This window comes from Paenibacillus sp. MMS20-IR301, from assembly GCF_032302195.1.
GTDB lineage: Bacteria > Bacillota > Bacilli > Paenibacillales > Paenibacillaceae > Paenibacillus_AQ.
On the sequence record NZ_CP135275.1, the window covers coordinates 7,362,796 to 7,387,752 of the forward strand.

The 24,957-nt window shown below is 54.0% G+C and carries 23 protein-coding genes; 17 read left to right on the top strand and 6 right to left on the bottom strand.

The window, feature by feature from the left end; all coding sequences use genetic code 11:
* From LOS79_RS31665 to LOS79_RS31700, 8 genes are all read left to right on the top strand, one after another.
* On the top strand, positions 1 to 780 hold the full coding sequence (locus LOS79_RS31665) for a HesA/MoeB/ThiF family protein (RefSeq protein WP_315414992.1): 780 nt from the start codon (positions 1 to 3) through the stop codon (positions 778 to 780).
* A complete protein-coding gene (locus LOS79_RS31670; RefSeq protein ID WP_315414993.1) occupies positions 777 to 1,919 on the top strand; it encodes a homocitrate synthase/isopropylmalate synthase family protein in 1,143 nt (380 codons plus the stop codon). The genes LOS79_RS31665 and LOS79_RS31670 overlap by 4 nt, the downstream gene beginning before the upstream one ends.
* Before the next feature lie 166 nt (positions 1,920 to 2,085).
* Positions 2,086 to 2,862 (top strand): Cof-type HAD-IIB family hydrolase, encoded by a 777-nt coding sequence (locus LOS79_RS31675; RefSeq protein ID WP_315414994.1) that lies wholly within the window; start codon positions 2,086 to 2,088, stop codon positions 2,860 to 2,862.
* Positions 2,863 to 3,222: 360 nt separating this feature from the next.
* Positions 3,223 to 3,717, top strand: coding sequence for a hypothetical protein (locus LOS79_RS31680; RefSeq protein ID WP_315414995.1), 495 nt, complete (start codon positions 3,223 to 3,225; stop codon positions 3,715 to 3,717).
* Between the two features lie 105 nt (positions 3,718 to 3,822).
* Complete coding sequence (locus tag LOS79_RS31685) at positions 3,823 to 5,523, top strand: glycoside hydrolase family 13 protein (protein ID WP_315414996.1); 1,701 nt, start codon at positions 3,823 to 3,825, stop codon at positions 5,521 to 5,523.
* A gap of 112 nt (positions 5,524 to 5,635) precedes the next feature.
* Positions 5,636 to 6,370 (top strand): class I SAM-dependent methyltransferase, encoded by a 735-nt coding sequence (locus LOS79_RS31690; RefSeq protein WP_315414997.1) that lies wholly within the window; start codon positions 5,636 to 5,638, stop codon positions 6,368 to 6,370.
* Positions 6,371 to 7,414 (top strand): MBL fold metallo-hydrolase, encoded by a 1,044-nt coding sequence (locus tag LOS79_RS31695; protein WP_315414998.1) that lies wholly within the window; start codon positions 6,371 to 6,373, stop codon positions 7,412 to 7,414.
* 193 nt (positions 7,415 to 7,607) lie between these two features.
* A complete protein-coding gene (locus LOS79_RS31700) occupies positions 7,608 to 8,174 on the top strand; it encodes a TetR/AcrR family transcriptional regulator (protein WP_315414999.1) in 567 nt (188 codons plus the stop codon).
* A 104-nt stretch (positions 8,175 to 8,278) separates the two neighbouring features.
* Here the strand turns inward: LOS79_RS31700 and LOS79_RS31705 are convergent, their stop codons facing one another.
* The gene (locus LOS79_RS31705; protein ID WP_315415000.1) at positions 8,279 to 9,079 is read right to left on the bottom strand and encodes a hypothetical protein; all 801 of its coding nucleotides are present in this window, start codon (positions 9,077 to 9,079) and stop codon (positions 8,279 to 8,281) included.
* A 55-nt stretch (positions 9,080 to 9,134) separates the two neighbouring features.
* Positions 9,135 to 9,734: a phosphatidylglycerophosphatase A family protein gene (locus tag LOS79_RS31710; RefSeq protein ID WP_315415002.1), complete on the bottom strand. Its 600-nt coding sequence runs from the start codon at positions 9,732 to 9,734 to the stop codon at positions 9,135 to 9,137.
* A gap of 215 nt (positions 9,735 to 9,949) precedes the next feature.
* On the opposite strand from LOS79_RS31710, the gene LOS79_RS31715 reads away from it, so the two are divergent.
* From LOS79_RS31715 to LOS79_RS31725, 3 genes are all read left to right on the top strand, one after another.
* Positions 9,950 to 11,062 carry a GerMN domain-containing protein gene (locus tag LOS79_RS31715; protein ID WP_315422553.1) on the top strand — a complete coding sequence of 371 codons (1,113 nt, stop codon included), beginning with the start codon at positions 9,950 to 9,952 and terminating at the stop codon, positions 11,060 to 11,062.
* Between the two features lie 197 nt (positions 11,063 to 11,259).
* Positions 11,260 to 12,018 (top strand): ribonuclease PH, encoded by a 759-nt coding sequence (rph, locus tag LOS79_RS31720; protein WP_315415003.1) that lies wholly within the window; start codon positions 11,260 to 11,262, stop codon positions 12,016 to 12,018.
* Position 12,019: 1 nt separating this feature from the next.
* Positions 12,020 to 12,661, top strand: coding sequence for an XTP/dITP diphosphatase (locus LOS79_RS31725; RefSeq protein ID WP_315415004.1), 642 nt, complete (start codon positions 12,020 to 12,022; stop codon positions 12,659 to 12,661).
* Between the two features lie 735 nt (positions 12,662 to 13,396).
* Here LOS79_RS31725 and LOS79_RS31730 read toward each other — a convergent pair.
* Both LOS79_RS31730 and LOS79_RS31735 read right to left on the bottom strand, forming a co-directional pair.
* Positions 13,397 to 14,674: an IS110 family RNA-guided transposase gene (locus tag LOS79_RS31730; RefSeq protein ID WP_315415005.1), complete on the bottom strand. Its 1,278-nt coding sequence runs from the start codon at positions 14,672 to 14,674 to the stop codon at positions 13,397 to 13,399.
* Positions 14,675 to 14,919: 245 nt separating this feature from the next.
* Positions 14,920 to 15,873: a hypothetical protein gene (locus tag LOS79_RS31735; protein WP_315415006.1), complete on the bottom strand. Its 954-nt coding sequence runs from the start codon at positions 15,871 to 15,873 to the stop codon at positions 14,920 to 14,922.
* Positions 15,874 to 16,495: 622 nt separating this feature from the next.
* On the opposite strand from LOS79_RS31735, the gene LOS79_RS31740 reads away from it, so the two are divergent.
* A complete protein-coding gene (locus LOS79_RS31740) occupies positions 16,496 to 18,433 on the top strand; it encodes a glycosyl hydrolase family 18 protein (RefSeq protein WP_315415007.1) in 1,938 nt (645 codons plus the stop codon).
* Between the two features lie 82 nt (positions 18,434 to 18,515).
* Here the strand turns inward: LOS79_RS31740 and LOS79_RS31745 are convergent, their stop codons facing one another.
* Positions 18,516 to 19,049: a TetR/AcrR family transcriptional regulator gene (locus LOS79_RS31745; RefSeq protein WP_315415009.1), complete on the bottom strand. Its 534-nt coding sequence runs from the start codon at positions 19,047 to 19,049 to the stop codon at positions 18,516 to 18,518.
* A gap of 116 nt (positions 19,050 to 19,165) precedes the next feature.
* Between LOS79_RS31745 and LOS79_RS31750 the strand changes: the two genes are divergently transcribed.
* Positions 19,166 to 20,209 (top strand): SDR family oxidoreductase, encoded by a 1,044-nt coding sequence (locus LOS79_RS31750; protein ID WP_315415010.1) that lies wholly within the window; start codon positions 19,166 to 19,168, stop codon positions 20,207 to 20,209.
* Between the two features lie 196 nt (positions 20,210 to 20,405).
* Here LOS79_RS31750 and tnpB read toward each other — a convergent pair whose 3' ends face one another.
* Complete coding sequence (gene tnpB / locus LOS79_RS31755) at positions 20,406 to 21,539, bottom strand: IS200/IS605 family element RNA-guided endonuclease TnpB (protein WP_315415011.1); 1,134 nt, start codon at positions 21,537 to 21,539, stop codon at positions 20,406 to 20,408.
* 298 nt (positions 21,540 to 21,837) lie between these two features.
* On the opposite strand from tnpB, the gene LOS79_RS31760 reads away from it, so the two are divergent.
* The 4 genes from LOS79_RS31760 to LOS79_RS31775 all read left to right on the top strand — a co-directional run bounded on the left by LOS79_RS31760 (position 21,838) and on the right by LOS79_RS31775 (position 24,771).
* Positions 21,838 to 22,272, top strand: a complete 435-nt coding sequence (locus tag LOS79_RS31760; RefSeq protein ID WP_315415013.1) for an NfeD family protein — start codon at positions 21,838 to 21,840, stop codon at positions 22,270 to 22,272.
* Complete coding sequence (locus tag LOS79_RS31765; RefSeq protein WP_315415015.1) at positions 22,272 to 23,207, top strand: SPFH domain-containing protein; 936 nt, start codon at positions 22,272 to 22,274, stop codon at positions 23,205 to 23,207. The genes LOS79_RS31760 and LOS79_RS31765 overlap by 1 nt, the downstream gene beginning before the upstream one ends.
* A 182-nt stretch (positions 23,208 to 23,389) precedes the next feature.
* A complete protein-coding gene (locus LOS79_RS31770) occupies positions 23,390 to 23,848 on the top strand; it encodes a cupin domain-containing protein (RefSeq protein WP_315415016.1) in 459 nt (152 codons plus the stop codon).
* An 86-nt stretch (positions 23,849 to 23,934) separates the two neighbouring features.
* Positions 23,935 to 24,771, top strand: a complete 837-nt coding sequence (locus tag LOS79_RS31775) for an aldo/keto reductase (protein WP_315415017.1) — start codon at positions 23,935 to 23,937, stop codon at positions 24,769 to 24,771.
* Positions 24,772 to 24,957 lie beyond the last annotated feature (186 nt).

The window sequence follows — 24,957 nt, forward strand, 5'->3', positions numbered from 1 at the left end:
TTGAATCAATCACAGGGGGAGTCAGGAATGGAGCAGCTTGCCGGAGAGTTGGAGCTAGAGCGGTATGCCCGGCAGCTGAAGCTGCTCGGGGAAGACGGGCAGAAGGCACTGAAGGAAGCGGTGGTGATGGTGGCCGGGATCGGCGGACTTGGCGGAACGGCTGCGCTATACCTGGCAGCCGCCGGCGTCGGCAAGCTTATCCTCGCTCATGAGGGAATCATCCTGGCCCCGGATCTGAACCGGCAAATTCTGATGGACAGCGGCCATCTGGGCCAGGAGCGGATGAGCACGGCCGTTGCCCGGCTGAAGCAGCTGAATCCGCATGTGGAGATTGAAGGCTATAATTCCAGAATTGAAGCTCACGCGGCCAGACCCTGGGTGGAGGCTGCTGATATAGTCATTGATGCGCGGTATGATTTCCCTGAGCGGTATGCCCTGAACCGCCTCTGTGTTGAGATGAATACGCCTATGGTGGAAGCGGCCATGTACGGTTTTGAGATATCGCTCACGACTGTAATTCCGGGATTAACACCTTGCCTCGAATGCCTCTATCCGGATGTGCAGCCGCAGTGGGAGCCGTTCGGGTTCCCCGTGCTCGGGGCAACCTCCGGGATTGCAGGTTGTCTCGCTGCGCTGGAGGCCGTAAAATGGATTACAGGGGTAGGGACAACTTATGCGGGCGTAATGCATCGCTTCAGCTCACTCGACTTCGCCTGTTATAGCGTCCGTATTACCCGTAATCCGAATTGCGCTTGCTGCGGAGAAGGAGGTACACCGTGAAAAGTCTCAAGCTATGTGACACGACACTGCGGGATGGTGAACAGGCGGCTGGAGTTTCATTCACGAGGGCGGAAAAGCTGGAAATCGCAAAGTTGCTGTCGGAGTGCGGAGTAGAGCAGGCTGAGGTAGGGATTCCTGCCATGGGTAAACGGGAGCAGGAGGATATTGCAGCCATCGCTGAGCTGGGCTTGCCCATGAAGCTGATGACCTGGAACCGCTCGGTCCCCGGTGATATTGACAAGGCCAGGGCTACGGGAGTTAGCTGGAGTCATATCTCGCTTCCTGTGTCAGAGATTCAGCTGCAGGGTAAGCTCGGGCTGTCCCCTGCGGAAGGCCTGAACAAGCTGCTGCGCGCAGCAGAGTACGGGCTTAGGATGAACATGACGGTGTCGGTCGGTATGGAGGATTCCTCCAGAGCGGATATGGATTTTCTGATCCAGGTGGTGAACCGTTTATATCTGGAAGGTGTCCGCAGATTCCGCTACGCGGATACCGTCTCGGTGCATCATCCGGGGGGGATGGCGGAGCGGATCAGCAGGCTGCTCGGAGCTGTGCCTGCTGATGTAGAGCTTGAGGTGCACTGCCATAATGATTTCGGGCTGGCCTGCGCGAACACGCTCAGCGGCATTGCTGCGGGGGCGGTGTGGGCCAGTACGACAGTCGCCGGTATCGGGGAACGGACCGGCAATGCGGCCATGGAGGAGGTAGCCATGGCCTGGCGCTATTTGTACGGCGGGGAATGTGCCGTCCGGCTGGACCTGCTCAAGGGACTGGCAGACAGGGTCATTGCTGCTTCCGGCCGGAATGTCGGCGATGCGAAGCCGATAGTGGGCCGGCTTGCCTTCACACATGAATCCGGGATTCATGTGGACGGGCTGAGGAAGGAGCAGGCGACATACCAGTCGTTCGATCCGGCGGAGCTGGGCCGGGCCCACCGCTTCGTGCTCGGCAAGCATTCGGGCAGCGGCGGTGTGACGCATGTACTGGAGCAGCGGGGCCTTGAGGTCAGCGCTGATACAGCCGGACGCCTGCTGGAGAAGGTCCGTGATTATGCGGAAAAGCGCAAAGGTACTGTTCCGGAATATATGCTGGTACAGTGGCTGATGGAAGAGCAGCAGCGGGCCCAGAATGCCGTTTAGAACCGCTCCGGCGTATGGATAATACAAGCAGCACCTGTTTTCCTTATGGAGGACGGGGCTGCTTTTTGCTGTTTTTTCTGAAAAGATAGCTTGCATCGTTTACAGGGAGCATCTACAATCTGAGCAGGATATTAATCCGGAATAGAGCAGGAAGAATGGAGCAGCGATGACTTTGAAAAAAACGGTCTTCTTCGATATTGACGGCACAATTTATGATGACGATAAGCAGATTCCCGCATCAGCGAAGGAAGCGATTGCCGAACTGAAAAGACGCGGGCACACGGTGGCTATTGCTACCGGAAGAGCGGACTACATGTTCGAAGAGCTGCGTGAGGAGCTGGATATCCACTCTTATGTATCGCTTAACGGACAATATGTAGTGCATGAAGGAAAGTCGGTATACAGTAATCCGCTGGATCAGACCCTTCTGAAGGATCTTACGCTGTTCGCTGAGAAGCTCGATCATCCGGTAGCTTACACAGATACGGCCGGGATGAGGGTGAATGTGGCGGAGCATGAGTATATCAAGACAAGCATCGGCTCACTGAAAATGGTGTTTCCGGCACATGATCCGGAGTATTATCTGAATCATGAGATCCACCAGGCGCTGATCTTCTGCCCGCAGGAGAGCCAGGCGGCATACATGGAGCGGTATCCGGAGCTGAAGTTCATCCGCTGGCATCCGTTCAGTATGGATGTGCTGCCGGGTAACGGGTCGAAGGCGAACGGAATCGCCCAGATGCTGAAGCTTCTCGGTGTAGACAAGGAAGACGTGTATGCTTTCGGGGACGGGCTGAATGATGTAGAGATGCTTGGATATGTCGGCCACGGCATTGCCATGGGCAACGGTGAGCCTGAAGCGAAGGCTGCTGCAGCTTATGTGACCACGCCAGTCAGCGAGGACGGGGTGCTGAAAGGCCTGAAGCTGGTCGGACTGCTCTAGGTGGGGCGGGTGAACGGTGCAACGGATCAAGCGCAGGACGTATGCGCAGGTTGAGGTTTGTACTTAACTGTACTTTGTACAACTAAATTGTCTACTGTTCAGCAGATCATCCGTTTAGTTGTACAGAATACAACTATCGCTGGCGTTCGTTAAATAAAGAGTATTCCATTGCAGTGTGTGCAATAGAATGCTCTTTTTTGGTGTCCGGAAGATTATCTGTTGCATTTAGTGCAGCAGACTACTTTTTTCGGCAGAAGTGAAGTTACAGCATTAGTAAAAACCCGCAACTTTGCCGTTAAGTCTCCGTCTGAATATGTAGTTTAACCGGAAATGAATCCGGAAAGTTAGGATGGTGCACATATGAACGCAAAGCTGGAAACTAAAGTGAACCGCGGGCTGCGGATGCTGATACTGGTGTTGTCGATTGGACTCTGCCTGCTGGCAGCGGGCTGCGGAATGACGGAGAGCTCCGCCCCGGAGCGGGCACGTATTCTGACGCAGGAGGAAGTTACGGCTGTTTTTGCTGATGAGGATTTGCTGCTGCTGGAGGGGGAGGAGGTCCCCGGCGCTGTTTTTCAGCTGGAGCTAAACGGTGTTAAGCCTCAGTTGTACGTTTTGAACGGAGTGGAGCTGCCGATCTACCAGTTCTCTTCAGCGGAGGAGCGGGCTGCAGGGTGGAAGGCCTTCGGGGAACAGACGGCTACTGCGGACCTGGTTCCGTATCAAGCCTATCAGGAGGATTCCATTCTTATGTTCTATGTTCATGGCGAGTCCGTACAGGAGGGGCTGAAGTGGAACGGGCAGCTCGACCGGCAGCTCAAGGCGGCTGTTCAGGGATTGGTTGCGGCGCAGTAGGGACATCCTCTCAGGGCAGCTTGTTATTCTCTTCCTCCGGGGTGGTTAAGATATATTAATATGTCTTTCACAGGCAGACCCAAAGAGAAGCGGAGGGAACCCGGAGTGAATCCTAAATGGTGGAAAGAGAGTGTGGCTTACCAGATTTATCCGATCAGCTTCATGGACAGTAACGGTGACGGGATCGGTGATCTGCGCGGAGTGCTGTCAAAGCTTGATTATCTGCAGGACCTTGGGGTGGATGTGATCTGGATCTGCCCGGTCTATAAGTCACCGAACCATGACAACGGTTATGACATCAGCGACTATTGCGAGATTATGAAGGAATTCGGGACGATGGAGGATTTTGACCGGCTGCTGCAGGGGCTGCATACCCGGGGCATGAAGCTGATGATGGATCTGGTGCTGAATCATACCTCACATGAGCATCCGTGGTTCATCGAATCCAGAAGCTCGAAGGACAACCCGAAGCGGGATTATTATATCTGGAGAAAAGGCAAAAACGGCGGCCCCCCGAACAACTGGGAATCCTATTTCAGCGGCTCGGTCTGGGAGCTTGATCCCCGCACGGATGAATATTATCTGCACCTGTATTCCCGGTTTCAGCCGGACCTGAACTGGGAGAACCCGGCAGTGATAAGCAGGCTCCATGAGATGGTGCAGTGGTGGCTGAAGAAGGGGGTTGACGGCTTCCGCTTTGATGCCATTGCCCATATTGTGAAGGCTGAAGGCTATCCCGATGCGCTGAATCCCGGAGGAACACCTACGGTCCGCGCATATGATATGTTCTCGAACCTTGCGCATGTGCACACGCTGCTGCAGAATCTGCATGATCAGGTGCTCTATTACTACGATATTATGACAGTCGGCGAGACTTCGGGCCTTGGCCCGGAGCAGGCGCTCGATTATGTCGGTGACGGACGGCGGGAGCTGAATATGACGTTTCAGTTCGAGCATATGAATCTGGATGCAGCCTCTCCGGGGAGCGGGAAATGGGATGTCGTGCCCTGGAAGCTGAGTGAGCTGAAGAAGATCATCAGCAACTGGCAGACGGTCCTGCATAACCGGGGCTGGAACGCCAACTATCTGTGCAACCACGATCAGCCGCGCTCGGTGTCACGGTTCGGCAATGACCTGTACTACCGTATCCCGTCCGCCAAAATGCTGGCCACCTTCATCCACATGCTGGAAGGCACGCCGTACATCTATCAGGGGGAGGAGCTTGGAATGACCAATGCGGCCTTCGAGTCGATTGACGACTACCGGGATGTGGAAACCCTGAACTATTATGAGGACAAGCGGTCCAGCGGCGTTCCTGAAGCCGATATTATGGCTGCTATCCACTCCAAGAGCCGGGATAATGCCCGCACGCCGATGCAGTGGGATGACGGGGAGGAAGGCGGATTTACTACGGGGGTTCCCTGGATCAGAGTCAACTCGAATTCCCGGGAGATTAATGCGGCAAGCAGCATCAAAGATCCTGATTCCATCTACCATTATTATAAAAAGCTGATTGCCCTGCGGAAAAAACACCAGGTGATCGTCTACGGGGAGTACGGGCTGCTGCTGGAGGAGCATCCCGAGATTTATGCGTACACCCGGACGCTCGGGGATCAGCGGCTGCTGGTCATCCTGAATTTCTATGAGCGGGAGCCGGTCTTTGAGCTGCCTGAGGATTTCGGGGGTGCCGAGAAGCTGGAGCTGCTGATTTCGAATTATCCGCCTGCCAAAGGGGACGACCTGCATAACCTGAAGCTGCGCCCTTATGAAGCGCGCGTGTACCTGCAGCATACGGACAGCTTATAAAATGAGATTCTAATCCTATGTTTCTGCAGCAAAAGACAGTACAATAAGCGTTAATTAGAGAATGGCCCAGAGGCCATACTGTGGAACAGGCTGTGGAGGGAGTTGGCAGGAGATGAATGAGTGGTATGAAACCAGCTTTGGCGAGGATTATTTAATTGTCTACCGGCACAGGGATTTCTGCGGCGCAAGCCATGAAGTGGAGAAGATGATCAGCTGGCTGGAGCTGCCTCCGGGAGCCGGGGTGCTGGATCTGTGCTGCGGAATGGGCCGCCATTCGCTGGCGCTGTCGAAGGCCGGTTACGAGGTGACCGGTGTAGATCTCTCCGAGGTGCTGCTGCGTGAAGCGCGTTCCCAGAAGGGGGCGGAGCGTGTGACCTGGCTGCGCTCCGATATGCGGGAGCTGCCGCTTGCCGGCGGTTTTGATGCGGTGGTCAATCTGTTCACCTCCTTCGGCTATTTCGAAGAGGATGAGGAGCAGATTAAGGTGCTGCGCGAAATCTTCAGGATGCTGAAGCCGGGCGGCAAATTTATTATAGATTTTCTTAATCCGGCCTATGTCATCCGTCACCTCGTACCGCACTCCACCCGCATAGACGGGGATATTCTGATTGATGAGTCCCGGAGCATCGAAGACGGCTATGTCAAAAAGGATATCGTCCTCACCTCCAAAGGGGATGATACGCCACGCAAATATCATGAGCGGGTAAAGCTCTACCCGCTGGATACGTTCAAACAGCTGCTTGCCGCCGCCGGGCTGCAGCTTGAGGCTGTTCACGGCAGCTATGATGAAGAAGAATATGACGAGGAGCATTCCAAGCGGATGATCTTTGTCGGTATCCGTCCGTAGATGGTATCAGGCAGAAGACTTGGAAGAGGCGGTGACGGCATTATGCGCAAGGCGGAGATTAAGGATTGGGAGGGCGGCATCCTGCAGGTGAGCGTGCCGATGGACCCGCCGCTGCGCTGGGTGAACAGCTATTTTGTCACAGAGCCGGAGGGCGGCATTACAGTCATCGACCCCGGCCCGCATACACTGGAGGCGGAGCTGGCCTGGCAGGGGGTGCTGGATGAGCTGGATCTCTCCTGGGATCATGTCCGGCAGATCATAGTGACCCATCACCATCCCGACCACTACGGGCTGGCGGGCTGGATGCAGGCCCGCAGCGGCAGCCGGGTCTGGATGTCGGAGCGGGCCCATGCAGAGGCCCGCATGTCCTGGGGGGCGGAGGCGACGCTCAATGAGTCGCTGCCGCTCTTGTTCCTCCGGCACGGCATGCCGGAGGAGCTGGTCCAGGGGGTCAGGGAGCATCTGGAGAGCTTCCTGGCCCAGGTCACTCCGCAGGCGGAGGTCAGCTATATCGACGCTGCGGTGCCTTTGGTGCTGGGCGGCCGGGAGTGGACGCCCGTGCTGACCGGCGGGCATGCGCCGGGCCATGTGTCTTTGTATGAGGCCGGCAGCGGGCTCCTGATCTGCGGCGATGCTGTGCTGCCGCAGATCTCGCCCAATGTCGGCCTGCAGCCCGGCAGCGATCCGCAGCCGCTGCAGACCTTTCTTGAGGGGCTGCGTATGCTGCGCAGCCTGCCTGTGCGCCGTGCGTTCCCGGGGCACCGGGAGCCGTTCACGGCGTGGGCGGAGCGGGCGGACAGCCTGCTCCGGCACCATGAGGAGCGGCTGGACACCGCCGCTCAGCTGCTGGCCGGCGGACCGCGAAGCGGGTTCGCCGTGTGCGAGGCGCTGTTCCGCGGCCGCGTGGCCAGCGCGCATCAGCTGCGCTTCGCCATGAGCGAGGCGCTCGCGCACCTGGAGGAGCTGGTGCGCCGCGGCCGGGCGGCTGTGCTGGCGGCAGAGCCGGGCGGGCCGCTGCTGTTCGCGGCGGCGGGGCATAACTGATGAGAGGGTTGGACCTGGGTTTTTCTGGCAGAAAGAGAACCACTCCGTTATAAACAGTAGTTGGATTTTCTATACTTAATTCTCATCAGCCAATTTGCGTCGAATTAAGTGTTGGTTATCCAACTGAAATAGATGTCATTTATCCAACTAAAATCACATATACAAACTATGAACCGAAAAGAAGGAGCAGCACATGGACAGAAGAATCGGTAAAACGCGGGAGGCTATTTTCACGTCTTTTATCAGCCTGATGGCCGGAAAAAATTTCGAGCAGATTACCATTAATGAAATTGCCGAACGGGCTAACGTGAGCAGGGGGACGGTCTATCTGCATTTCGTGGACAAATATGATCTGCTGGACCAATGCATTGAAACCCAGATGCAGCAGCTGTGTGAGAGCTGTCTGGCTGCCGGGGAGGATGAGCAGTTTGCCTCAGGGGAGGCGCTGCTGCGGACGGCCGAATACCTGGAGCGGCATGCGTTTGTATTCACAACTCTGCTGAATAATAAAGGGGTGCCTGCCTTCAGAACCCGTCTGCACGCGATTCTGCTGCAGGGGCTGAGCGGGCAAATCGAGATGGACGGGCTGAACAGGGGAATGAACAAGGAGCTGCTGCTGCAGTTTCTGGCTTCGGCTGTAGTGGGGGTCATGGAGTGGTGGATCACCCATTCGATGCCGTATCCTGCCAAGGATATGATTGCCGACATCCTGAATCTGATGGAGCGTAACCAGATGGTGCCCCGGCAGCCGGTCCCCTGATCCAGCCTGGAAGCCGGATCATTAGGGGCACTTCGTGCGTACTCACAGCCGGGGCCGCCGGACACGGTTCACTGCTTGCATGCTTCCGGATGCTGCAGCCTTTTTTATGAGGAAGGGTCTGTTTTTTTCATTTTGGAAGGGTTGTTAATTTTATATTTTACCGGATGCTGGGTCAGCTTCTTGGCGACAATCTTGGCTTCGAACGAAACTTTGTCGCCTACGTTCAGCTCAAGCTTCTTCAGCGTAGCGCTGTGGCTTGACCAGACCTCTTCTATACCCAGATCATGGCCCTCCACCACAACAGCCTCATATATAATAACCTCGTCATCATTATCCGAGAAATGATTGGGCACGGTGGTGAACTCTTTGATAACGGCGGTAACTGCAAGCTTGTCTTCAGGCAGCTGGACGGCTGGCTTTTTTTTGGAGGCGGCGGCCTTTTTCTGCGGAGGCTCCGGCGTTACCGTCTCTGCTGCAGCATTAGCCTCCGGCACAGCCGGAATTTCCCCGCTTATGGCTCCGCTGTCTGTTCCAGTTGTCTTATGAGGCAGTTCCTCCGGCGGATTCTCTGCAGCTGCAGGCTCATCCGGAAGCTCCGGTGAGTCATCAGTCCGGGCATCCGCTGCTGAAGCGCGCTGCCCGAAGCCTGCGGTCTGCATTTCTTTGAGATAAGCGGGATGAATGCAGTGCTGCTGCTTATTCTCGAACTGGATAACCACAGTCACATTATCCACGAATCCGACAATTTCGCAAGGCAGAATCAGGCCCTGGCGCTTGTACTGATAAGTCTTAACCCGGGTTGCTGTGGCGGGCAGAAGATTCCATTCCTTGCACCGCTCAATCAGCTCGTCCTCACTCTCAAACTCCTGTACGGCTACAGGTTCAATGATAAACGAATAAGTCATTTACGCTTCGCACCCTTCAAATCAAATGTAATCACGGCTCATTTCAACCCGTGTTTTATTCCGGTCTTGCCTTCTCCTCTGCCCTCCGCCGGGCTGCTTCCTCCACATCCTCAGGGGCGTGCGGCAATCCGAGCTCCTGCTCGCGTTCAGCCTGCTTGCGGTGGGCAATACGGCTGCTGGCGGCTGCGGCCACGGCACCGACGATATCGTCCAGGTAGGTGTGGATCTGGCCGGTTGTTTTGTCATTCAGCCGCTCCAGCACGCCGGGTTTCAGCTTGTCTACATAGCCGTAATTGGTGAACCCGATGCTGCCGTATACATTCACGATGGAGAATGCCAGAATCTCATCCACGCCGTACAGCCCTTCATCATTCTCAATCATATCCTGCAGCGGTGCAAACAGCTTGCCCTCTTCGGCCAGCACATCAAGCTGGATGCCAGTCAATACTGCGTTTTGTACCTCGCGTTTGCTCAGCACCATTTCCACGTTATGGACACATTCCTCCATAGTCAGGCCCGGGTAGTATTTCTTCTGCAGCAGCATGACGAGCTCGGCAATCTCAAGGATCGTTACCCCGCGTTTCTGCAGCCAGAACCGGGTGGCTTCGGCGACGGCTTTGCTGTTGAGGCTGTAAGGGATTTTGGCATCTGACATGGGAAGTCCTCCATTTATGAATTATTGGTGTAGTCGTCTATTCAAATTGTACGCAAGCAGCGGACAGAAGTCCAGAAACAGCCCGCTTGCCGTTCCGGGAGCAGCTGCAACAAATTTAGGATAAGCTGTTGTTATTTTTTGGACAAAGGGCTCGTATACATAGCAGTACAAACTGATCATAGCGTTGAAAGGGGTAATGATGCTTGAAGAAACCGATGAAACACCTCCGCGGGATGTCTGCGGCTTGTATGCTGGCCATTCCGCTTTTGCTCTCCGGCTGCAGCCTGTTTGGTTCCGAATCCGCTGCAGTAGATCCGCCGCCAAGTGAGGTTGAAGCGCAAATGCTGCGGATCAGCGGGGAAGGCGGACTGGACACGGGAGTTTTCGGCCCTGTCTCGGCGGATGAGGGTGCTCTGGCAGCGGGAGAAGAAGAGGCTGGAGCAGCTGCGGCGGCCGGAGAACGGACAACTGTCTTCCTGGAGGATCAGCATGGCCTGCTGGCTCCGGTATCGCTGGCTTTGCCGCAAGGGGACAGCATGGTCATGGTGAAGGATTCGCTTACCGCACTGGTCAGCAAGGGAGCGTATGCTTCAGTGCTGCCTGATGGCTTCCAGGGGGTATTGCCGGCCGGGACAGAAGTGAAAAGTGTATCGGTAGGCCAGGATAAGCTGGCGGTTGTTGAATTCAATGCCGCATTTAATGACTATGAGCCTGCGAATGAACGCAAAATCCTTGAGGCGCTCACCTGGACGCTCACCGGACAGGAGGATATCCAGGGTGTGCAGCTGTGGGTGGACGGCAAAAAGCTGACCGAAATGCCGCTGCAGGGCACACCGCTGGACCGGCCGCTCTCCCGCACAATGGGGATCAACCTGGCAAAATCGAATGCGCTCAAGATGAACTCTAGCGCGGTGACAGTCTACTTCTCGGCAGCTTCACCTGACGGTATTCACCAGTATTATGTTCCGGTTACCCGGTTTGTACCCGCCGGGGGGGACCGTGTTGAAGCGGCCTTGAATGAGCTCATAGCCGGCCCGCAGTCGGAGAACGGCCTGGAGATGGTAATGACGCAGGGGACCGTGCTTGATGCGGTGGAGGCCGGACAGAACGGGGTGGTTACAGTCTCCCTGACGGATGATATGTTCGAAGGCAGTACTACCATTCCTGAAGAAATGCTCGAATCCGTGGTGCTGACGGTTGCCCAGAATACGGATGATGCGCTGGTGCAGATCCGGCTGAACGGCAAGAGTACGGTGACAGGAACCAATGATGTAGATTACGGCCAGCCGGTCTCGGCACCGGAATATGTGAACGAGCTGCCGCTGTAGAATGCTTTTGCAAGGGCAAAAAGATGCTTTTGTGCCTACTCTTTGATAGAATGAAGTATCAATCATCCGGATATCGGGACAGAAACCGGCGGTGCCGTTCTCTTACATAGAGGATGGCACCACTTTCTGCGTAAGGAATGCGGATGAGTTCAAGGATACCCCAACTTAGGGCTATACAATGTAGGAGGCAGACAAAGATGAGATCAAACGGGCGCAACGAAGACCAGCTCCGGCCGCTGACAATAACGACCCAGACCAACAAATATGCAGAGGGCTCTGTCATCATTGAGATGGGAGATACCAAGGTCATCTGCACGGCAACCGTGGACGAGAAGGTTCCGCCGTTTCTGAAGGGGCAAGGCAAGGGCTGGGTGACCGCCGAATATTCCATGCTTCCCCGGGCTACCCAGACCCGTAACCAGCGTGAAGCGGCACGCGGCAAGCTTACCGGGCGGACGATGGAGATTCAGCGTCTGATCGGCCGGGCACTCCGTTCTGTCGTGAATCTGCAGGCGCTTGGCGAACGCAGCATCACCCTGGACTGCGATGTAATCCAGGCGGACGGGGGAACGCGGACGGCTTCGATTACCGGCGCTTTTGTAGCGATGGCCTTTGCGATCAACCGGATTGCGCTGCAGCATAAGCTGGCTGTATTTCCGATTACGGACTTCTTAGGTGCGATCAGTGTCGGTGTAGTCGGCGACCAGACGCTGCTCGATCTGAATTATGAAGAGGATTCCAAAGCGAAGGTTGATATGAACGTGGTTATGACCGGCGGCGGTGCTTTTGTTGAGGTTCAAGGCACAGGTGAGGATCGTCCGTTTACCCGCCAGGAGCTGGATCAGCTGCTGGGACTGGGAGAGAAGGGAATCTATGAGCTGATCGCTGTGCAAAAGGAAGTCCTTGGCACAATTGCGCTCAAAATCCCTTCCGGCCAGCCCGGACAGGAGGTATAGGATGGAGTCCGGCAGCGCTATCCTGATTGTTGCAACGAAGAACAAGGGCAAGGTGCGCGAATTTCAGCACGCGTTCGCACCGCTGGGGCTAACCGTCAAGAGCATGTTTGACTACCCGGACCTGCCGGATGTGGTCGAGGACGGGGTGACCTTTGCCGAGAATGCGTTCAAGAAATCCAAGGCGGTCGGGGATGCACTCGGATATCCGGTGCTTGCGGATGATTCCGGTCTATGCGTAGAAGCGCTGGACGGAAGCCCGGGAGTCTACTCGGCCCGCTACGCCGGTGAGCCGGCTGATGATGAAGCGAATAACCTGAAGCTGCTGAGCGAGCTGGAGGGGCTGAAGCAGGGTGAGGATACCGGCCAGCCGCTGCTGAGTCCGGCCCGGTTCGTCTGCGCGTTGTCGTTATATGATCCGGCGGATGGCCGGGAGCTGACGGCGGAAGGAACGGTGGAGGGCTGGATTACCTCTGAGCCGGCCGGTGCGGGCGGATTCGGCTACGATCCGCTGTTCTATCTTCCGCAGTTCGAGAAGACCATGGCAGAGCTGACGCTGGAAGAGAAGCAGGCGGTCAGCCACCGGGGAACGGCACTGCGGCTGCTGACCGGGAAGCTGGCTGAACGCCAGCATGGCAAAGAATAGGAAATGAAACCATACAAAAAGGCGCCCTTTCTGCAGGGCGCCTTTTTTGCAGAAAAAAGAGAGTCCGCGGCAGAGGGATATGTAGGGGCACTAGCTGCCGCGCAGGCAAGCGGGTTAAATGGGCCCTCCGTTAAGCAAAGCAGCCAGCCACGCAACGTTTGTTCAAGGGACTAGCTTAGCGTTACGGACATGAGAGACGTTAAGCTTGCGGAAAGGTACCTGAGTGCCGGTCTTACGGACATCAGCGCCGTTATTTCACCTCAAAAGCGGAGTTTATCCATGAAAAGCGGCGGATAAGGGCCGTCATGTCCGTAAGCCCGCCCAAATGACCTTTTTTGAGCGAATAAAGGCTGTGGTGTCCGTCCCTCGTATTTAGGGGATTTTCTCACAAATACTCACTCCTTCGCAGGATTTCATCGTAAAGAAACGGGAGTGAAAGTGGGGGGCGATAGAGAGGGCCCCGCCGAGCGGCTTACGGGCATGCAGGAACAAAAGCAGCGTAAGACGTGCTTTTAAATCCTCGCTATCCTGCACACTCCACTTGTCCCACGGAGGTTCACCCTCCCAGATCTCAACGGGTCTATGCCCTTTCATTCCTTCGTTTCACCTGTCCATGGCGTGGAGATCGATCGCGTTAAGGTAACGGGTCAAAGCCCTTCCGGACACCACCTTCGATTCTCTTGTGCACGTAATACGGTACGTTCCTGCGAATGAGTCAACTTTCGTGATTGCGGTTTATGCGGCTACGGGGGAGAAATCAGCACCACGGTAGGTTTCCCCTCGCTGCACCATGCCAATTAGGATGCGAGCCAGTTTGCCAATGAGCTTAAACAGCGAAGCTTGCTTCTTCAGGCCTCGTGCCTGGTTGTTTGCGTGCCAGCGCTTGAAGTCGGGGTTTTGCCGCAACAGACTCAGCATCCCCCAGTATAAGTGTTTGCGTAGCGTACTGTCGCCGCGTTTGGAGAGCTTGATTTTCCCTTTGGATGTACCGGAAGTGCACTCCGCCAAGTTCAGGCCGGCGCGCCTTAGCAATTGTCGGCCATGCGCATAAAGGCGCAAATCCCCGGCTCCGGCCAAAATGGCAGCCACCGTCAGATCTCCCAGCCCGCGGATGCTTCGCAACTGCTCAGCCAAGGGGATTTCCTCCAGCAGCGATTGGAGGGCTTCGTCCATTTCGTCGAGCATGGCCATGACGTTGTCGTAGGTTTGGAGGAGGTGGCCGAGGTCTTGCCTGGCTTCCTCCACCGCCCGGGTATCGCCAATACTGCGCGCGGCCGTCGCCAGCAAGACCGCCGCTTTCGCACGGCCGCTGACACCTGCCGCCCGTTTCATGCCTTGTTTGCGCCACAGGTCCATGACTTCCTCGACGCTGCGTCCCTTGAGGTCACACGGCAAAGGGCAGGCGCGAAGTGACGCCAGCGAGCGAAGCGTCGTCCAGTCCGGAAAGACTTGGCGGAATTCGGGGAAGTACAGGTCGATCCAGCGGACGATGCGATTGCCCAGGCTTATCCCTTGCTTGACCCAATACTCCCGGTTGCTCATTAGCGTCTTCAGCCGGTCGAAGACCGCCGCCTGAGCGAGGTAGTCGGTGTAATAGCCACGGCTGACGACATCCGCAATGACAAGCGCATCCTTAGGGTCGTTCTTCGATGGACTATTATCCCGGTTTTCCTTGTTGCGGTGGGTCGTCACCGGATTGACCAGTACCACCTCGATCCCTTGTTCAAGTAACCAGTTCGCGAAGTTAAACCAGTAATGACCGGTGGGCTCCAGACCAATGAGCAGGGAGGTCAGACGATGCTTCGACTGAGCTTCCCTTGCCCAGCGCAAGAACTTTTCGAAGCCTTCCAGCGTGTTGGAGAACGACAAGTGACGGGGCGTGAGTGAACGCCCGCGAAAGTCGGTCATCTGTGCGGCATGCACATCCTTGGCAATGTCGATTCCGACTACGGCATGCTGCATGGTAATTCGTTCAATGCGTTGATTCGTTATATCTTTTCGGTTAGACTTCATAGTAAGCGCCTCCTGATGGGTTTTAGGGCTCCAGACCCCGTACATCCCCATCTTAAGAGGCGCCCTTGTTTTTGTCTAAGTCCAAATCTTAGCGTATACAGGAATGTTAAGGGTCAGATTGGGACTGTATTTGAACCAGACAGATGGGATTGGCCCTCTATAACCTGCTCCACCCTGAATACATTAGAATGTATTTTGGCCGTTCAGCAAGAAGTTTCAGGACGGCGCAGCGTTTCTGTTTGTGTTTACTGATTTTCAAGCAGCATGGCATCCACTTTGCTTTGGAAATTATCCCGATATTGACGGAATGATTCGGTATCAAAATCAGTATTCGGATCTTTAGGCTTGGGCGGGTTCTCGAGGAGCTGGGCATACAAGCGGTCGATTTCTGCGGATAGCGGTGCCCATAATTGCTTCACTTCGTCGTATCCGTCATCCAGGCCTGCGATATAGCTGTCGGATTCTTGCTTATGTTTCATTGTAACGGCCAATTGATCCATGCTGGCCTGGACATCCATTTTTTCGCCGACACTGTTTTTGCCGTCTTTGGAATAATAATGGAAATCAGCGAAACCGTTGTTCCATACATCGACAATGATGAAATTGACCAAATCGTCCAACACGGTAAGGGGCGGCACCGTCACGGCAGGAACCGGCGCCTTGAACTTGCTGCGGATGTTGTCAAATCTGGCTTTTTCCACAGATTCCATGGCCCGGATCACTTTGTTGTCTGTAATCAATACGATGACCTCATTGTACAGTTTGTAACGTGTCTCACCTTGGATCAGCACCGCTTCCATCTGTGCCCCGTTTTCATCCGTGTAATCCACGGATTCGATGACATGGGGCCTGCGCACTTTAAGCTCGGGCTCGGTCTCAGACAGTTGGGCTGTTTTGAATAAAGACTGCACATCGGGATGGAGATGTTCGGCAACAAACTGTTTTTTCGCCTCCAAATCCGAGTTGTTCACATATGTAATGATATAGTCCAAAGCCAGTGCTTCCGCCGCAGACGGCTCCTGGGATTCTGCCGCAGGGGTTGCGGCGGGCACCGCTGCCGGGGTGGCGGCAGCCGTTGCAGTTGCCGTTGCCGTTGTACTGGACGGGGAGCTGGAAGGCCCGGCCGTATCGGTGTCAGAAGCGCAGCCCGATAGCACGGCACAAGCCACAATAAGGCTGAGCGCCAGTTGTTTGTTCATGTGATATTCCTCCTTTTATGGGTTGTATATGTCAGGGCTTATTCTTTCTATACCCGCCAGATGAGGGCTTAAAGCCGTAAAATTACCCGCAATGAATAATCAGGCCGTCTTGTAACAGTGATTCTAGGCTATTGCCAGTATAAGCGTCTGCTTTGCTAATAATGCCAGGCATCATTAGCGGTGTAACCTTAAGTATCCCGGGAGCATGACCCGAAAATGGAAAATGGATAATATTACCCCTTTATTATGGAAATTTATCCCTGGTCTACCGGTGTATTATGTATGAGAATAGAAGTTGACTCCACCCCTTCTGCAAGCAAATCTTCTTCCTTCCGCCAATTCATCCCTTCCACAGGTTCTGTGAACAGCGGCTGTCAGCCGGGCCTGCCACATAACTTACCGCACAAGTACATACAGGAATTGTAACATCCGGCAAGTAGCCTGCATGCAGGTGAACTGTGCCTTTTTGCGCTCCATCAATCTAGCAGTCTGCCAGCTATGAAATTAGTAGTTTTACAGGGGGAAGGTCAATCGGGTCAGGGAGGTGAATGCTGAGGCTTTCGGCATTTCTGTTCATGGCAGGAGTATGGGTTACGCATTGAACCGGGGAGGTAACAATGAAATGGCCTTTATGAAAAGCAAATCCCGTAAAACCTTTGTGCTTGGCCTCATAACCGTTCTTATCCTGACGCTATTTCCGGCTCTGGGGGCAAATACCAGAACGGCTAATGCAGCCGGAGATTACAAGCTGGTAGGATACTATGCCTCATGGGCCGCATACGGCCGGGCATTTAATGTCACAGATATTGATCCGGCGAAAATGAATGTCATCAACTATGCCTTTGCCGACATCTGCTGGAACGGGATCCATGGCAATCCGGACCCGACCGGGCCGAATCCGGTAACCTGGTCCTGCCAGAATGAGCAGGGGCAGACGATCAGTGTCCCGAACGGGACCATTGTCCTGGGTGATCCCTGGATTGATGCCCAGAAGAGCTTCGGCGACGATAAATGGGATGATCCGATCAAGGGCAATCTGAAGCAGCTCTGGAAGCTGAAGGAGAAGAATCCGAACCTGAAGACAGTTATCTCCGTCGGCGGCTGGACGTGGTCAAACCGCTTCTCGGATGTGGCGGCTACTGCCGCGACCCGTGAGGTGTTCGCGAATTCCGCTGTTGATTTCATCCGCAAATATAAGATGGACGGCGTAGATCTGGACTGGGAATATCCGGTCAGCGGCGGACTTGCCGGCAACAGCTACCGTCCTGAGGATAAGCAGAACTATATCCTGCTGCTCCAGACAATCCGGGAGAAGCTGAACGCCGCCGGAACCGCAGACGGGAAGAGCTATCTGCTGACCATCGCATCCGGTGCAGGACCGGCTTATATCCAGAATAACAATCTTAGCGGAATTGCTTCTGTGGTCGACTGGATTAACATTATGACCTACGATTTCAACGGAAGCTGGAATACGACTACCGGACATAACGCGCCGCTCTACTATGACCCTGCGGCAGCTTCATCGGGACTTACAGAGCCGGCGAATTACAATATCGATAAAGCGGTCACCAGCTATTTAAATGCCGGAGTGCCGGCCAATAAACTGGTGCTCGGCATGCCGTTCTACGGCCGGGGCTGGGGCGGCGCGCCAAGCAGCGGCAACGGGCAATACCAGGTATCCGCCGGAATCTCCTCAACCGGAACCTGGGAGAAGGGCAACTATGATTTCAGTGACCTGGAAGCCAATTACATCAACAAGAACGGCTACACCCGATACTGGAACAACACTTCCAAGGTGCCTTATCTTTATAACCCGTCCAACCAGACGTTCATCAGCTATGATGATGCGGAATCCATTGGCTACAAGGCAAGCTATGTGAAAAGCAAAGGCCTGGCCGGGGCCATGTTCTGGGAGACCAGCGGCGACCGTAACAAAACGCTGCAGAATAAATTGAGTGCCGAGCTTGGCGGCGGAGTTGTAACTCCAACCGCTACACCAACCGCAACCCCTGCGGCCACGCCAAGCCCTACACCAACGGCCATAGTGAAGCCGACTGCTACACCGTCGGCAACGCCAACCGCTACACCGACAGCTACGGTCAAACCATCGGCTACTCCAACGGCCACCCCGACCGCAACCGTCACGCCGACACCGACTCCGGGCCAATGTACGGCAGCGGCATGGAGTTCATCTGCCGTCTACACGCAAGGGCAGCAGGCCTCCTATGGCGGAGTGCTCTATGAAGCCAAATGGTGGACGCAAGGCGAGCGGCCGGATCTCAGCGGCGCGTATGGGGCCTGGAAGGTTATAGGCAGCTGCGGCAATACTACACCTCAGCCTTCAGTATCCCCGACCGCTACAGTAGCCCCTTCGGCTACGCCGACAGCGACACCGGTGCCGACAGTGACACCGGGAACCCAGGCCTGGGCGGCTGGAGTTGCCTATAAAGCTGGTGATGTTGTCACCTACAGCGGCAAATCCTACACTTGCCTGCAGGCACATACCTCGCTGGCAGGCTGGGAGCCGTCTGCTGCAGCTGCACTCTGGAAGCTGAATTGAACTGATCTATATTCAATTAACGGTGCCGGTATATTGCCGGCGCCGTTTTTTGGCGTGCTGCCCCTGTCCTTTGGACTGAAATTTATTTATGAAAAAACCGGATGAGCGCCGAGATCTCTTCCAGGCTTTCCTTCTGTCCATTTTTGATCCACATCACCCAAATTTCAAAGACCCCCGCACTCATAAAGTCAATCCAATAGCTGCGTTTCGGGCCCGTCCAGTCCGGGAAAGGAATGAGCTCATCATAAAATTGCGTAATATGCGACTTGAAAATCTGATAGAACAGCTCTTTATATTCACTTTCAAAGGCCAGATGAAAATCACCCGATAAGGCAAGGAAAAAATTCGTCAAATCAGCCACCTTCTGTTCGTGGCTCTGCTGATGGGCAATTTTATTAAATATATCTGCAAATTTGGGTTCGTAATATTCCTTCAATACCTGTTCGAGGCTTTCGTAATTTCTGTAGAAGGCCATCCGGCTGACGCCTGCTTTTTTGACGACCTCTGAAATGGTTAATTTGGATAATTGCTTTGTCTGCAGCAGCTCCAGCAGGGCCAAAGAAATCCATTCTCTTGTATCTTTTTTTATGCTTTGGGCATGTTCAGTTGCTGCCATAACAGTTCCTCCATTGTGTCACAGATGTTTGTCAGCCCCTTGTTTTGGGTCAGGCCAGGTTTTAATATAATGTACATCCGTTACACATGTAACGTCAACGGGAAGGAGTTTTCATTATGCCGGATAATAATAATCCTCTAGTGCTTGTGACCGGAGGTTCAGGATTTATCGCTGTTCATATCATATTGAAGCTGCTTGAGCAAGGCTATCTGGTGCGGACAACGCTGCGTACAATGAGCAGACAGGATGAAGTAAAGGGCATGTTACGTTCTGGCGGGGTTCATCAGCTCGAAGGCTTGTCTTTTATTGAAGCTGACTTATCCTCTGATACTAACTGGGAGGCAGCTGCTGAAGGAGCGGATTATGTAATTCATGTCGCCTCTCCAACACCCAATAAAGTATATAAACATGAGGATGAAATGATCAGGCCCGCACGTGAAGGCGTTCTGCGGGTGTTAAGGGCGGCTCGTGATGCAGGGGTCAAACGTGTTGTGCTAACCTCCGCCTTCGGAGCGATTGGTGTGGGGCATAAGCATCATAAGGGGCCCTATACGGAGAAAGACTGGTCCAATACTGACGCTGACATTCATCCTTATCAGAAATCTAAAACCATCGCCGAGAAAGCTGCCTGGGAGTTCATCCGCCGGGAAGGAAACAGGTTAGAGCTGGCAACCGTAAATCCTGTCGGTGTAATGGGACCAATCCTCGGTAATGATTATTCCCATTCTAACGGCAGTGTCCGCCAGATGCTGGAGAGCAATCAAAAGTATGTCCCGAAAATCTACTCTGATTATGTCGATGTCCGGGATGTGGCGGATTTGCATATTTTAGCTATGCTGCGGCCTGAAGCAAACGGAGAGCGGTTTATAGCATCGAGTGCGGAGAATCTTTCCATGTTAGATATTGCCGCTATTCTAAGGAAACATTTAGGGGAAGACGCGAAAAATGTACCCAAAGCCGAATTTCCCAATTTTATTGTTCGTGCCATAGCGGTTGTTAATCCCAAGCTAAGAATGGTTGCCTCACTCCTGGGACAGGATATGTCAACGAGTAATCAAAAGGCCAGGCAATTGCTTGGCTGGACTCCGCGTCCGGCAGAAGAGGCCATTGCTGCAACAGGGAAGAGCATGATAGATATTATTAAAGGGCCCTCCGTTTAGGAGGGTTCTTTAGTTTACTGCTGCATCCGAACCTGCTTCGCCGGAATGTGTTAATGTGTGAACTACTCCCACCTATAGAGGTGTGAGCTTCTTGGGAACAGCCCATACTTGCTCTGGAGACTACCTTCCGAAGCAGCGGTTAGGCTTATACACCAAGCGATCCCCGCAGTCCCTGCGGTTCCCTTCAGCGTTAGATTTAGGCGGTTCCATTGAGCAGACGCAGCCCTTCTGTCCGGATGTTCCTGCTTGCATTTACGTCCCGGTCATGCGTGGTTCCGCAGCTTGGACAGCTCCATTCCCGGATGTGGAGTTCTTTTTTTCCTTCCCGGTGCCCACAGGTCGAGCAGAGCTGGCTGGAAGGGAACCAGCGTCCCACCCGGATCACTTGTTTCCCATACCACTCTGCTTTGTAGGTCAGTTTGGACAGAAAGGCGGACCACGCGACATCATGAAGACTACGGGCAATCCTGTGGTTTCGAACCAGCCCCGTGACATTCAGGGTCTCCACACAGATCACGTCGTGGTTGTTGACGAGTTCCGTACTGAGTTTGTTCTGAAAGTCGTTCCGCTGATTGGCTATTTTTTCATGCAGCTTAGCCACCAGGATGCGCTGCTTCTGGTAATTACGGCTACCTGCGAGGAGGCGCCCCTCCTTCTGGGCCTGCAGCGCTCGGCGCGACAATTTACGCTGGGCCTTGGAGAGCCGGTCTGCAGTTTTCATCAGATGCTTCGGATTTTGGACTTTCGTTCCATCGGAGAAGGCGGCAAACGAAGTGACCCCGAGATCCATCCCGATGACCGAGCCGGTTAATGCCTTCGCTTCCACCTTCGTTTCGCACAGAATGGACACAAAATACTTACCGGTAGCCGTACGGGAGATGGTGGCCGATTTGATCTGGCCCTGAAGCTGCCGATGCAGCTTGATCCGCACAGGTTCCATCTTGGGCAGTTTCAAATAACGTCCTGCCACAATCGCGATGGTTCCATTCTGATTGTTTGTGGTGTAGGACTGGACCGGATGTTTACGGGATTTCCACTTTGGAAAACCGGAGGAAGGATGTCTGAAAAAGTGGTTATAGGCGGCCTTCAGATGAAGCTGGGCATTGCATAGGGCCAAGCTGTCGACTTCTTTAAGAAAAGGATATTCTTTTTTGTATTGGGCGGGTGTAGGAAGCTTGATGGGTTCACCGGTTTCCTGGTGTTTTTTGTAGGCTTCGATGCGATCATTCAGCATGAGGTTGTAGACTTTACGCACACAGCCGAAGCTTCTCACCAAGAAATCAGCCTGCGGAGCACTTGGATATAACCGAAATTTGAAAGCTTTGAGCACGAAGCGTCACCTCAACTTCTATGAATCAAAACAGGAATATATGTTCTTGTTTCGATTTTACCAAAGATCTTCTGAAAAGCAAAGACAAACCGTTATCATTCATCTCGCCACTTTAGAAGTGGGGGAATTCTGACAACGATTTGTTAAATATAAATTAGGGAGCTTCGATATTCATAAGCTTCCGCAAGCTGAAATATAATAAAGGGGCAGGCCGCTTGCTTTGCCGCAAATATTTTATGAAACGTGATACCGTTTATTACGTTATAGTAGTATATAGCGGAAGGTGGTGGGTTCACCGATGGAAATTTGGGCACTTTGGCTGATTGCCGCTGGCGTTTTGTTCGTGGTGGAAATGTTTACGAATACATTTTATTTGTTATGGCTCAGTATCGGTGCTTTGGCGGCCGGTGTAGTTGCACTGTTGCTGCCTGATGTATTGTTGCTGCAGGTTGTAGTGGGTTCACTGGTGGCTTTGGCGCTGACGGTATTATCCAAACCGCTGGTAGCGAAATTCCGTAATTCCCGGGGTTTCAAGGATACGGGGACGGATATTGTCGGCAGACAGGGGCTGGTGGTGGAACCGATTGAGCCTGGCCGTTACGGGCAGGTTAAGGTAGGCGGTGATACCTGGAGCGCAACCTCGCTGCAGGCGCTGGGCAAGGATCAGCAGGTTAGGGTAATCCGTAGGGGCACCACAATCATTGAAGTAGAACGATGGGGGGAAACGTATTAATGGAATTAGCTATTATCGGAATTATTGTTGCTGTAGTCGTAGTATTCATCGCACTTACGATCAAGATTGTCCCGCAGCAAAGAGTTGGCGTGGTGGAACGCCTTGGTAAATTCAACCGCCTGCTGACACCGGGCCTGAACATTCTGATTCCGGTCATCGATCAGGTGCGGGTCTATCATGACCTGCGGATTCAACAGGCCAATGTGCCTCCACAGACAGTAATTACGAAGGATAACGTGCAGGTGCAGATCGACACGATTATCTTCTATCAGGTAGTAGGACCGGAAGAAGCGACTTACGGCATTTCCGATTATGTGTATGGGGTACGCAATATCTCCACCGCCACCATGCGGCAGATTATCGGTAAGCTGGAACTGGATGAGACCTTGTCCGGCCGGGAAAAAATCTCCTCCGATATCCGTCTCGCGCTGGATGAAGCGACTGAGAAGTGGGGCGTGCGGATTGAGCGCGTTGAGGTCATCGACATCAAGCCGCCGCTCGATATCCAGGAAGCCATGGACAAACAGATGAAAGCGGAACGCAGCAAGCGTGCGATCGTCCTCGAAGCGGAAGCTGCCAAGCAGGATATGATCCTCCGTGCTGAAGGGGATAAGCAGAGTAAGATCCTGAAGGCTGAAGGGGATAAGGAAGCACGTATCCGTCAGGCGGAAGGTCTCCGCCAGGCGCAGGAGCTGGAAGCGCTTGGTGAAGCCAAAGCGATTGAAGCAGTCGCAGAAGCTGAGAAGCAGCGGATTGCCTTGATTGCAAGTGCGGGTCTGGATGAAAGAGTACTGGCTTATCAGTCCTTCGAAGCATTGACCAATATCTCCAAGGGACCGGCAAACAAAGTGTTCCTGCCGACCAGTGCTGTTGAAACACTGGGAAGCCTGGGAGCGATTGCTGAAGTGTTCAAAGCGAGCAAGGACGGCAAATAAGCACCGGACTATTTTACAATTGCGGCACATTCCGTTAAAGTTAATAGCAAAACTAAGTATAGGCTCAGGTAGCGTGTTACGCTAACCTGAGCCTATACTTATGAAGCCAGTTTTGCTGCACAAAACTCAGCGTATGCTTACGAAGCCAGTTTTGCTTCACAAAACTCTAAGGAGAAGATAATATGACGCAAAAAGAAATTTCCCCGCTCGTAGAATCGCTGGGGCTGCTGCCTCACGTGGAAGGCGGATGGTACAAGAGAATCTGGAATTCATCCTTTGAGATTTCCCGGGAGGCGCTGGGGGAAAGGTATTCGGGGCCGCGTGCCTCGGCTTCCTCGATTTATTTCCTGCTGCATGCAGATGAAGCTTCGGAATGGCATACGGTGCTGTCCGCTGAAATCTGGCTGCATCATACCGGCAGCCCGGTTGTGCTGAGCCTGGGCGGCAGCGGTGCGCAGCCGGAGAATGTCACGGAAGTGATTCTCGGTTCCGATATCGCCGCCGGCCAGCAGCCGCAGGTGGTCATCCCGGCCGGTGTCTGGCAGGCTGCCCGCCCGCTTGGTGAAGAGCCGGTGCTGGTCTCCTGTATCGTGTCCCCGGAGTTCCACTTCGATGATTTCAAGCTGATTGAGAAGAACTAAGCTGATTCTGATTTCGGGTGATTACGCAGCCGGATTTAAGGTTAAGGATGCTTGATGAACTCAAATTAGGCTTGGAGGGTAAAATTATGAGTCAATTAAACGCACCATTTACAGGCGGGCCTACCTTGAATGACGGAGTGACCATGCCGTGGCTGGGCCTTGGCGTCTGGCAGACCAAGGACGGTGAAGAGGTCATTCATGCCGTGAAATCTGCCGTGGAGACCGGTTACCGCAGTATTGATACAGCCGCCGGCTACAACAACGAAGAAGGGGTCGGACAAGCAATCCGTGAATGCGGAGTGCCCCGGGAAGAACTGTTTATTACTACCAAGGTACGCAATCCGGATCAAGGCTACGAATCCACGCTGAAGGCGTTTGAAGTCAGCCGGAAGAAGCTGGGGCTGGAACAGATTGACCTGTATCTCGTTCACTGGCCGGTTGCCGGGAAGTATAAAGAGACCTGGAAAGCGCTGATCCATCTGCAAAAGGAAGGGCTGGTCAAGTCCATTGGCGTCAGCAACTTCCAGATCCATCACCTGCAGGACATTATTGAGGATAGCGGAGTGGTGCCGGTGGTGGATCAGGTGGAATTCCATCCGCTGCTGACTCAGCGCGAACTGCTGAAGTATGCGCGGGAGCATGATATTCAGCTCGAAGCCTGGAGCCCGCTGATGCAGGGCAACCTGGATGTGCCGCTGCTGAAGGAGCTGGCTGAGCGGTACGGCAAGACCGTAGCGCAAATTGTGCTCCGCTGGGATCTGCAGCAGGGTGTAATTACGATTCCGAAATCTGTGCATACTGAGCGGATCATTGAGAATGCCGGCTTCTTTGATTTCACGCTGAGCGATGAGGATGTTCAGGCGATCGAGGACCTTAATCAGAACCGCCGCTTCGGCCCGGACCCGGATAATTTCAACTTTTGAGAATGAAACTTTCATCCTATATGTCTATATTCTCAGTTCAATCTATAGGTGGAGGCGTATACAAAAAGCAGGCTCCCTTCGTGGGCCTGCTTTTTGCTTTGCCGCAAAGCCCCGTTAATTAGGCAGCAAAGCTCATCGACATCCGCTGCCGCAGCTTTTATGATTAAGGCAAATGGAATGAAATGG

What these genes read in the sequence shown, in the direction of transcription:
- rph (WP_315415003.1), top strand. Translation starts at nt 11,260, where the DNA reads ATGAGATCAAACGGGCGCAACGAAGACCAGCTCCGGCCGCTGACAATA.
- LOS79_RS31675 (WP_315414994.1), top strand. Translation starts at nt 2,086, where the DNA reads ATGACTTTGAAAAAAACGGTCTTCTTCGATATTGACGGCACAATTTAT.
- LOS79_RS31725 (WP_315415004.1), top strand. Translation starts at nt 12,020, where the DNA reads ATGGAGTCCGGCAGCGCTATCCTGATTGTTGCAACGAAGAACAAGGGC.
- LOS79_RS31710 (WP_315415002.1), bottom strand. Translation starts at nt 9,734, where the DNA reads ATGTCAGATGCCAAAATCCCTTACAGCCTCAACAGCAAAGCCGTCGCC.
- LOS79_RS31705 (WP_315415000.1), bottom strand. Translation starts at nt 9,079, where the DNA reads ATGACTTATTCGTTTATCATTGAACCTGTAGCCGTACAGGAGTTTGAG.
- LOS79_RS31690 (WP_315414997.1), top strand. Translation starts at nt 5,636, where the DNA reads ATGAATGAGTGGTATGAAACCAGCTTTGGCGAGGATTATTTAATTGTC.
- LOS79_RS31760 (WP_315415013.1), top strand. Translation starts at nt 21,838, where the DNA reads ATGGAAATTTGGGCACTTTGGCTGATTGCCGCTGGCGTTTTGTTCGTG.
- LOS79_RS31775 (WP_315415017.1), top strand. Translation starts at nt 23,935, where the DNA reads ATGAGTCAATTAAACGCACCATTTACAGGCGGGCCTACCTTGAATGAC.
- LOS79_RS31700 (WP_315414999.1), top strand. Translation starts at nt 7,608, where the DNA reads ATGGACAGAAGAATCGGTAAAACGCGGGAGGCTATTTTCACGTCTTTT.
- LOS79_RS31740 (WP_315415007.1), top strand. Translation starts at nt 16,496, where the DNA reads ATGGCCTTTATGAAAAGCAAATCCCGTAAAACCTTTGTGCTTGGCCTC.
- LOS79_RS31770 (WP_315415016.1), top strand. Translation starts at nt 23,390, where the DNA reads ATGACGCAAAAAGAAATTTCCCCGCTCGTAGAATCGCTGGGGCTGCTG.
- LOS79_RS31750 (WP_315415010.1), top strand. Translation starts at nt 19,166, where the DNA reads ATGCCGGATAATAATAATCCTCTAGTGCTTGTGACCGGAGGTTCAGGA.
- LOS79_RS31745 (WP_315415009.1), bottom strand. Translation starts at nt 19,049, where the DNA reads ATGGCAGCAACTGAACATGCCCAAAGCATAAAAAAAGATACAAGAGAA.
- LOS79_RS31715 (WP_315422553.1), top strand. Translation starts at nt 9,950, where the DNA reads ATGAAACACCTCCGCGGGATGTCTGCGGCTTGTATGCTGGCCATTCCG.
- LOS79_RS31730 (WP_315415005.1), bottom strand. Translation starts at nt 14,674, where the DNA reads ATGAAGTCTAACCGAAAAGATATAACGAATCAACGCATTGAACGAATT.
- LOS79_RS31735 (WP_315415006.1), bottom strand. Translation starts at nt 15,873, where the DNA reads ATGAACAAACAACTGGCGCTCAGCCTTATTGTGGCTTGTGCCGTGCTA.
- LOS79_RS31695 (WP_315414998.1), top strand. Translation starts at nt 6,371, where the DNA reads ATGGTATCAGGCAGAAGACTTGGAAGAGGCGGTGACGGCATTATGCGC.
- LOS79_RS31680 (WP_315414995.1), top strand. Translation starts at nt 3,223, where the DNA reads ATGAACGCAAAGCTGGAAACTAAAGTGAACCGCGGGCTGCGGATGCTG.
- LOS79_RS31765 (WP_315415015.1), top strand. Translation starts at nt 22,272, where the DNA reads ATGGAATTAGCTATTATCGGAATTATTGTTGCTGTAGTCGTAGTATTC.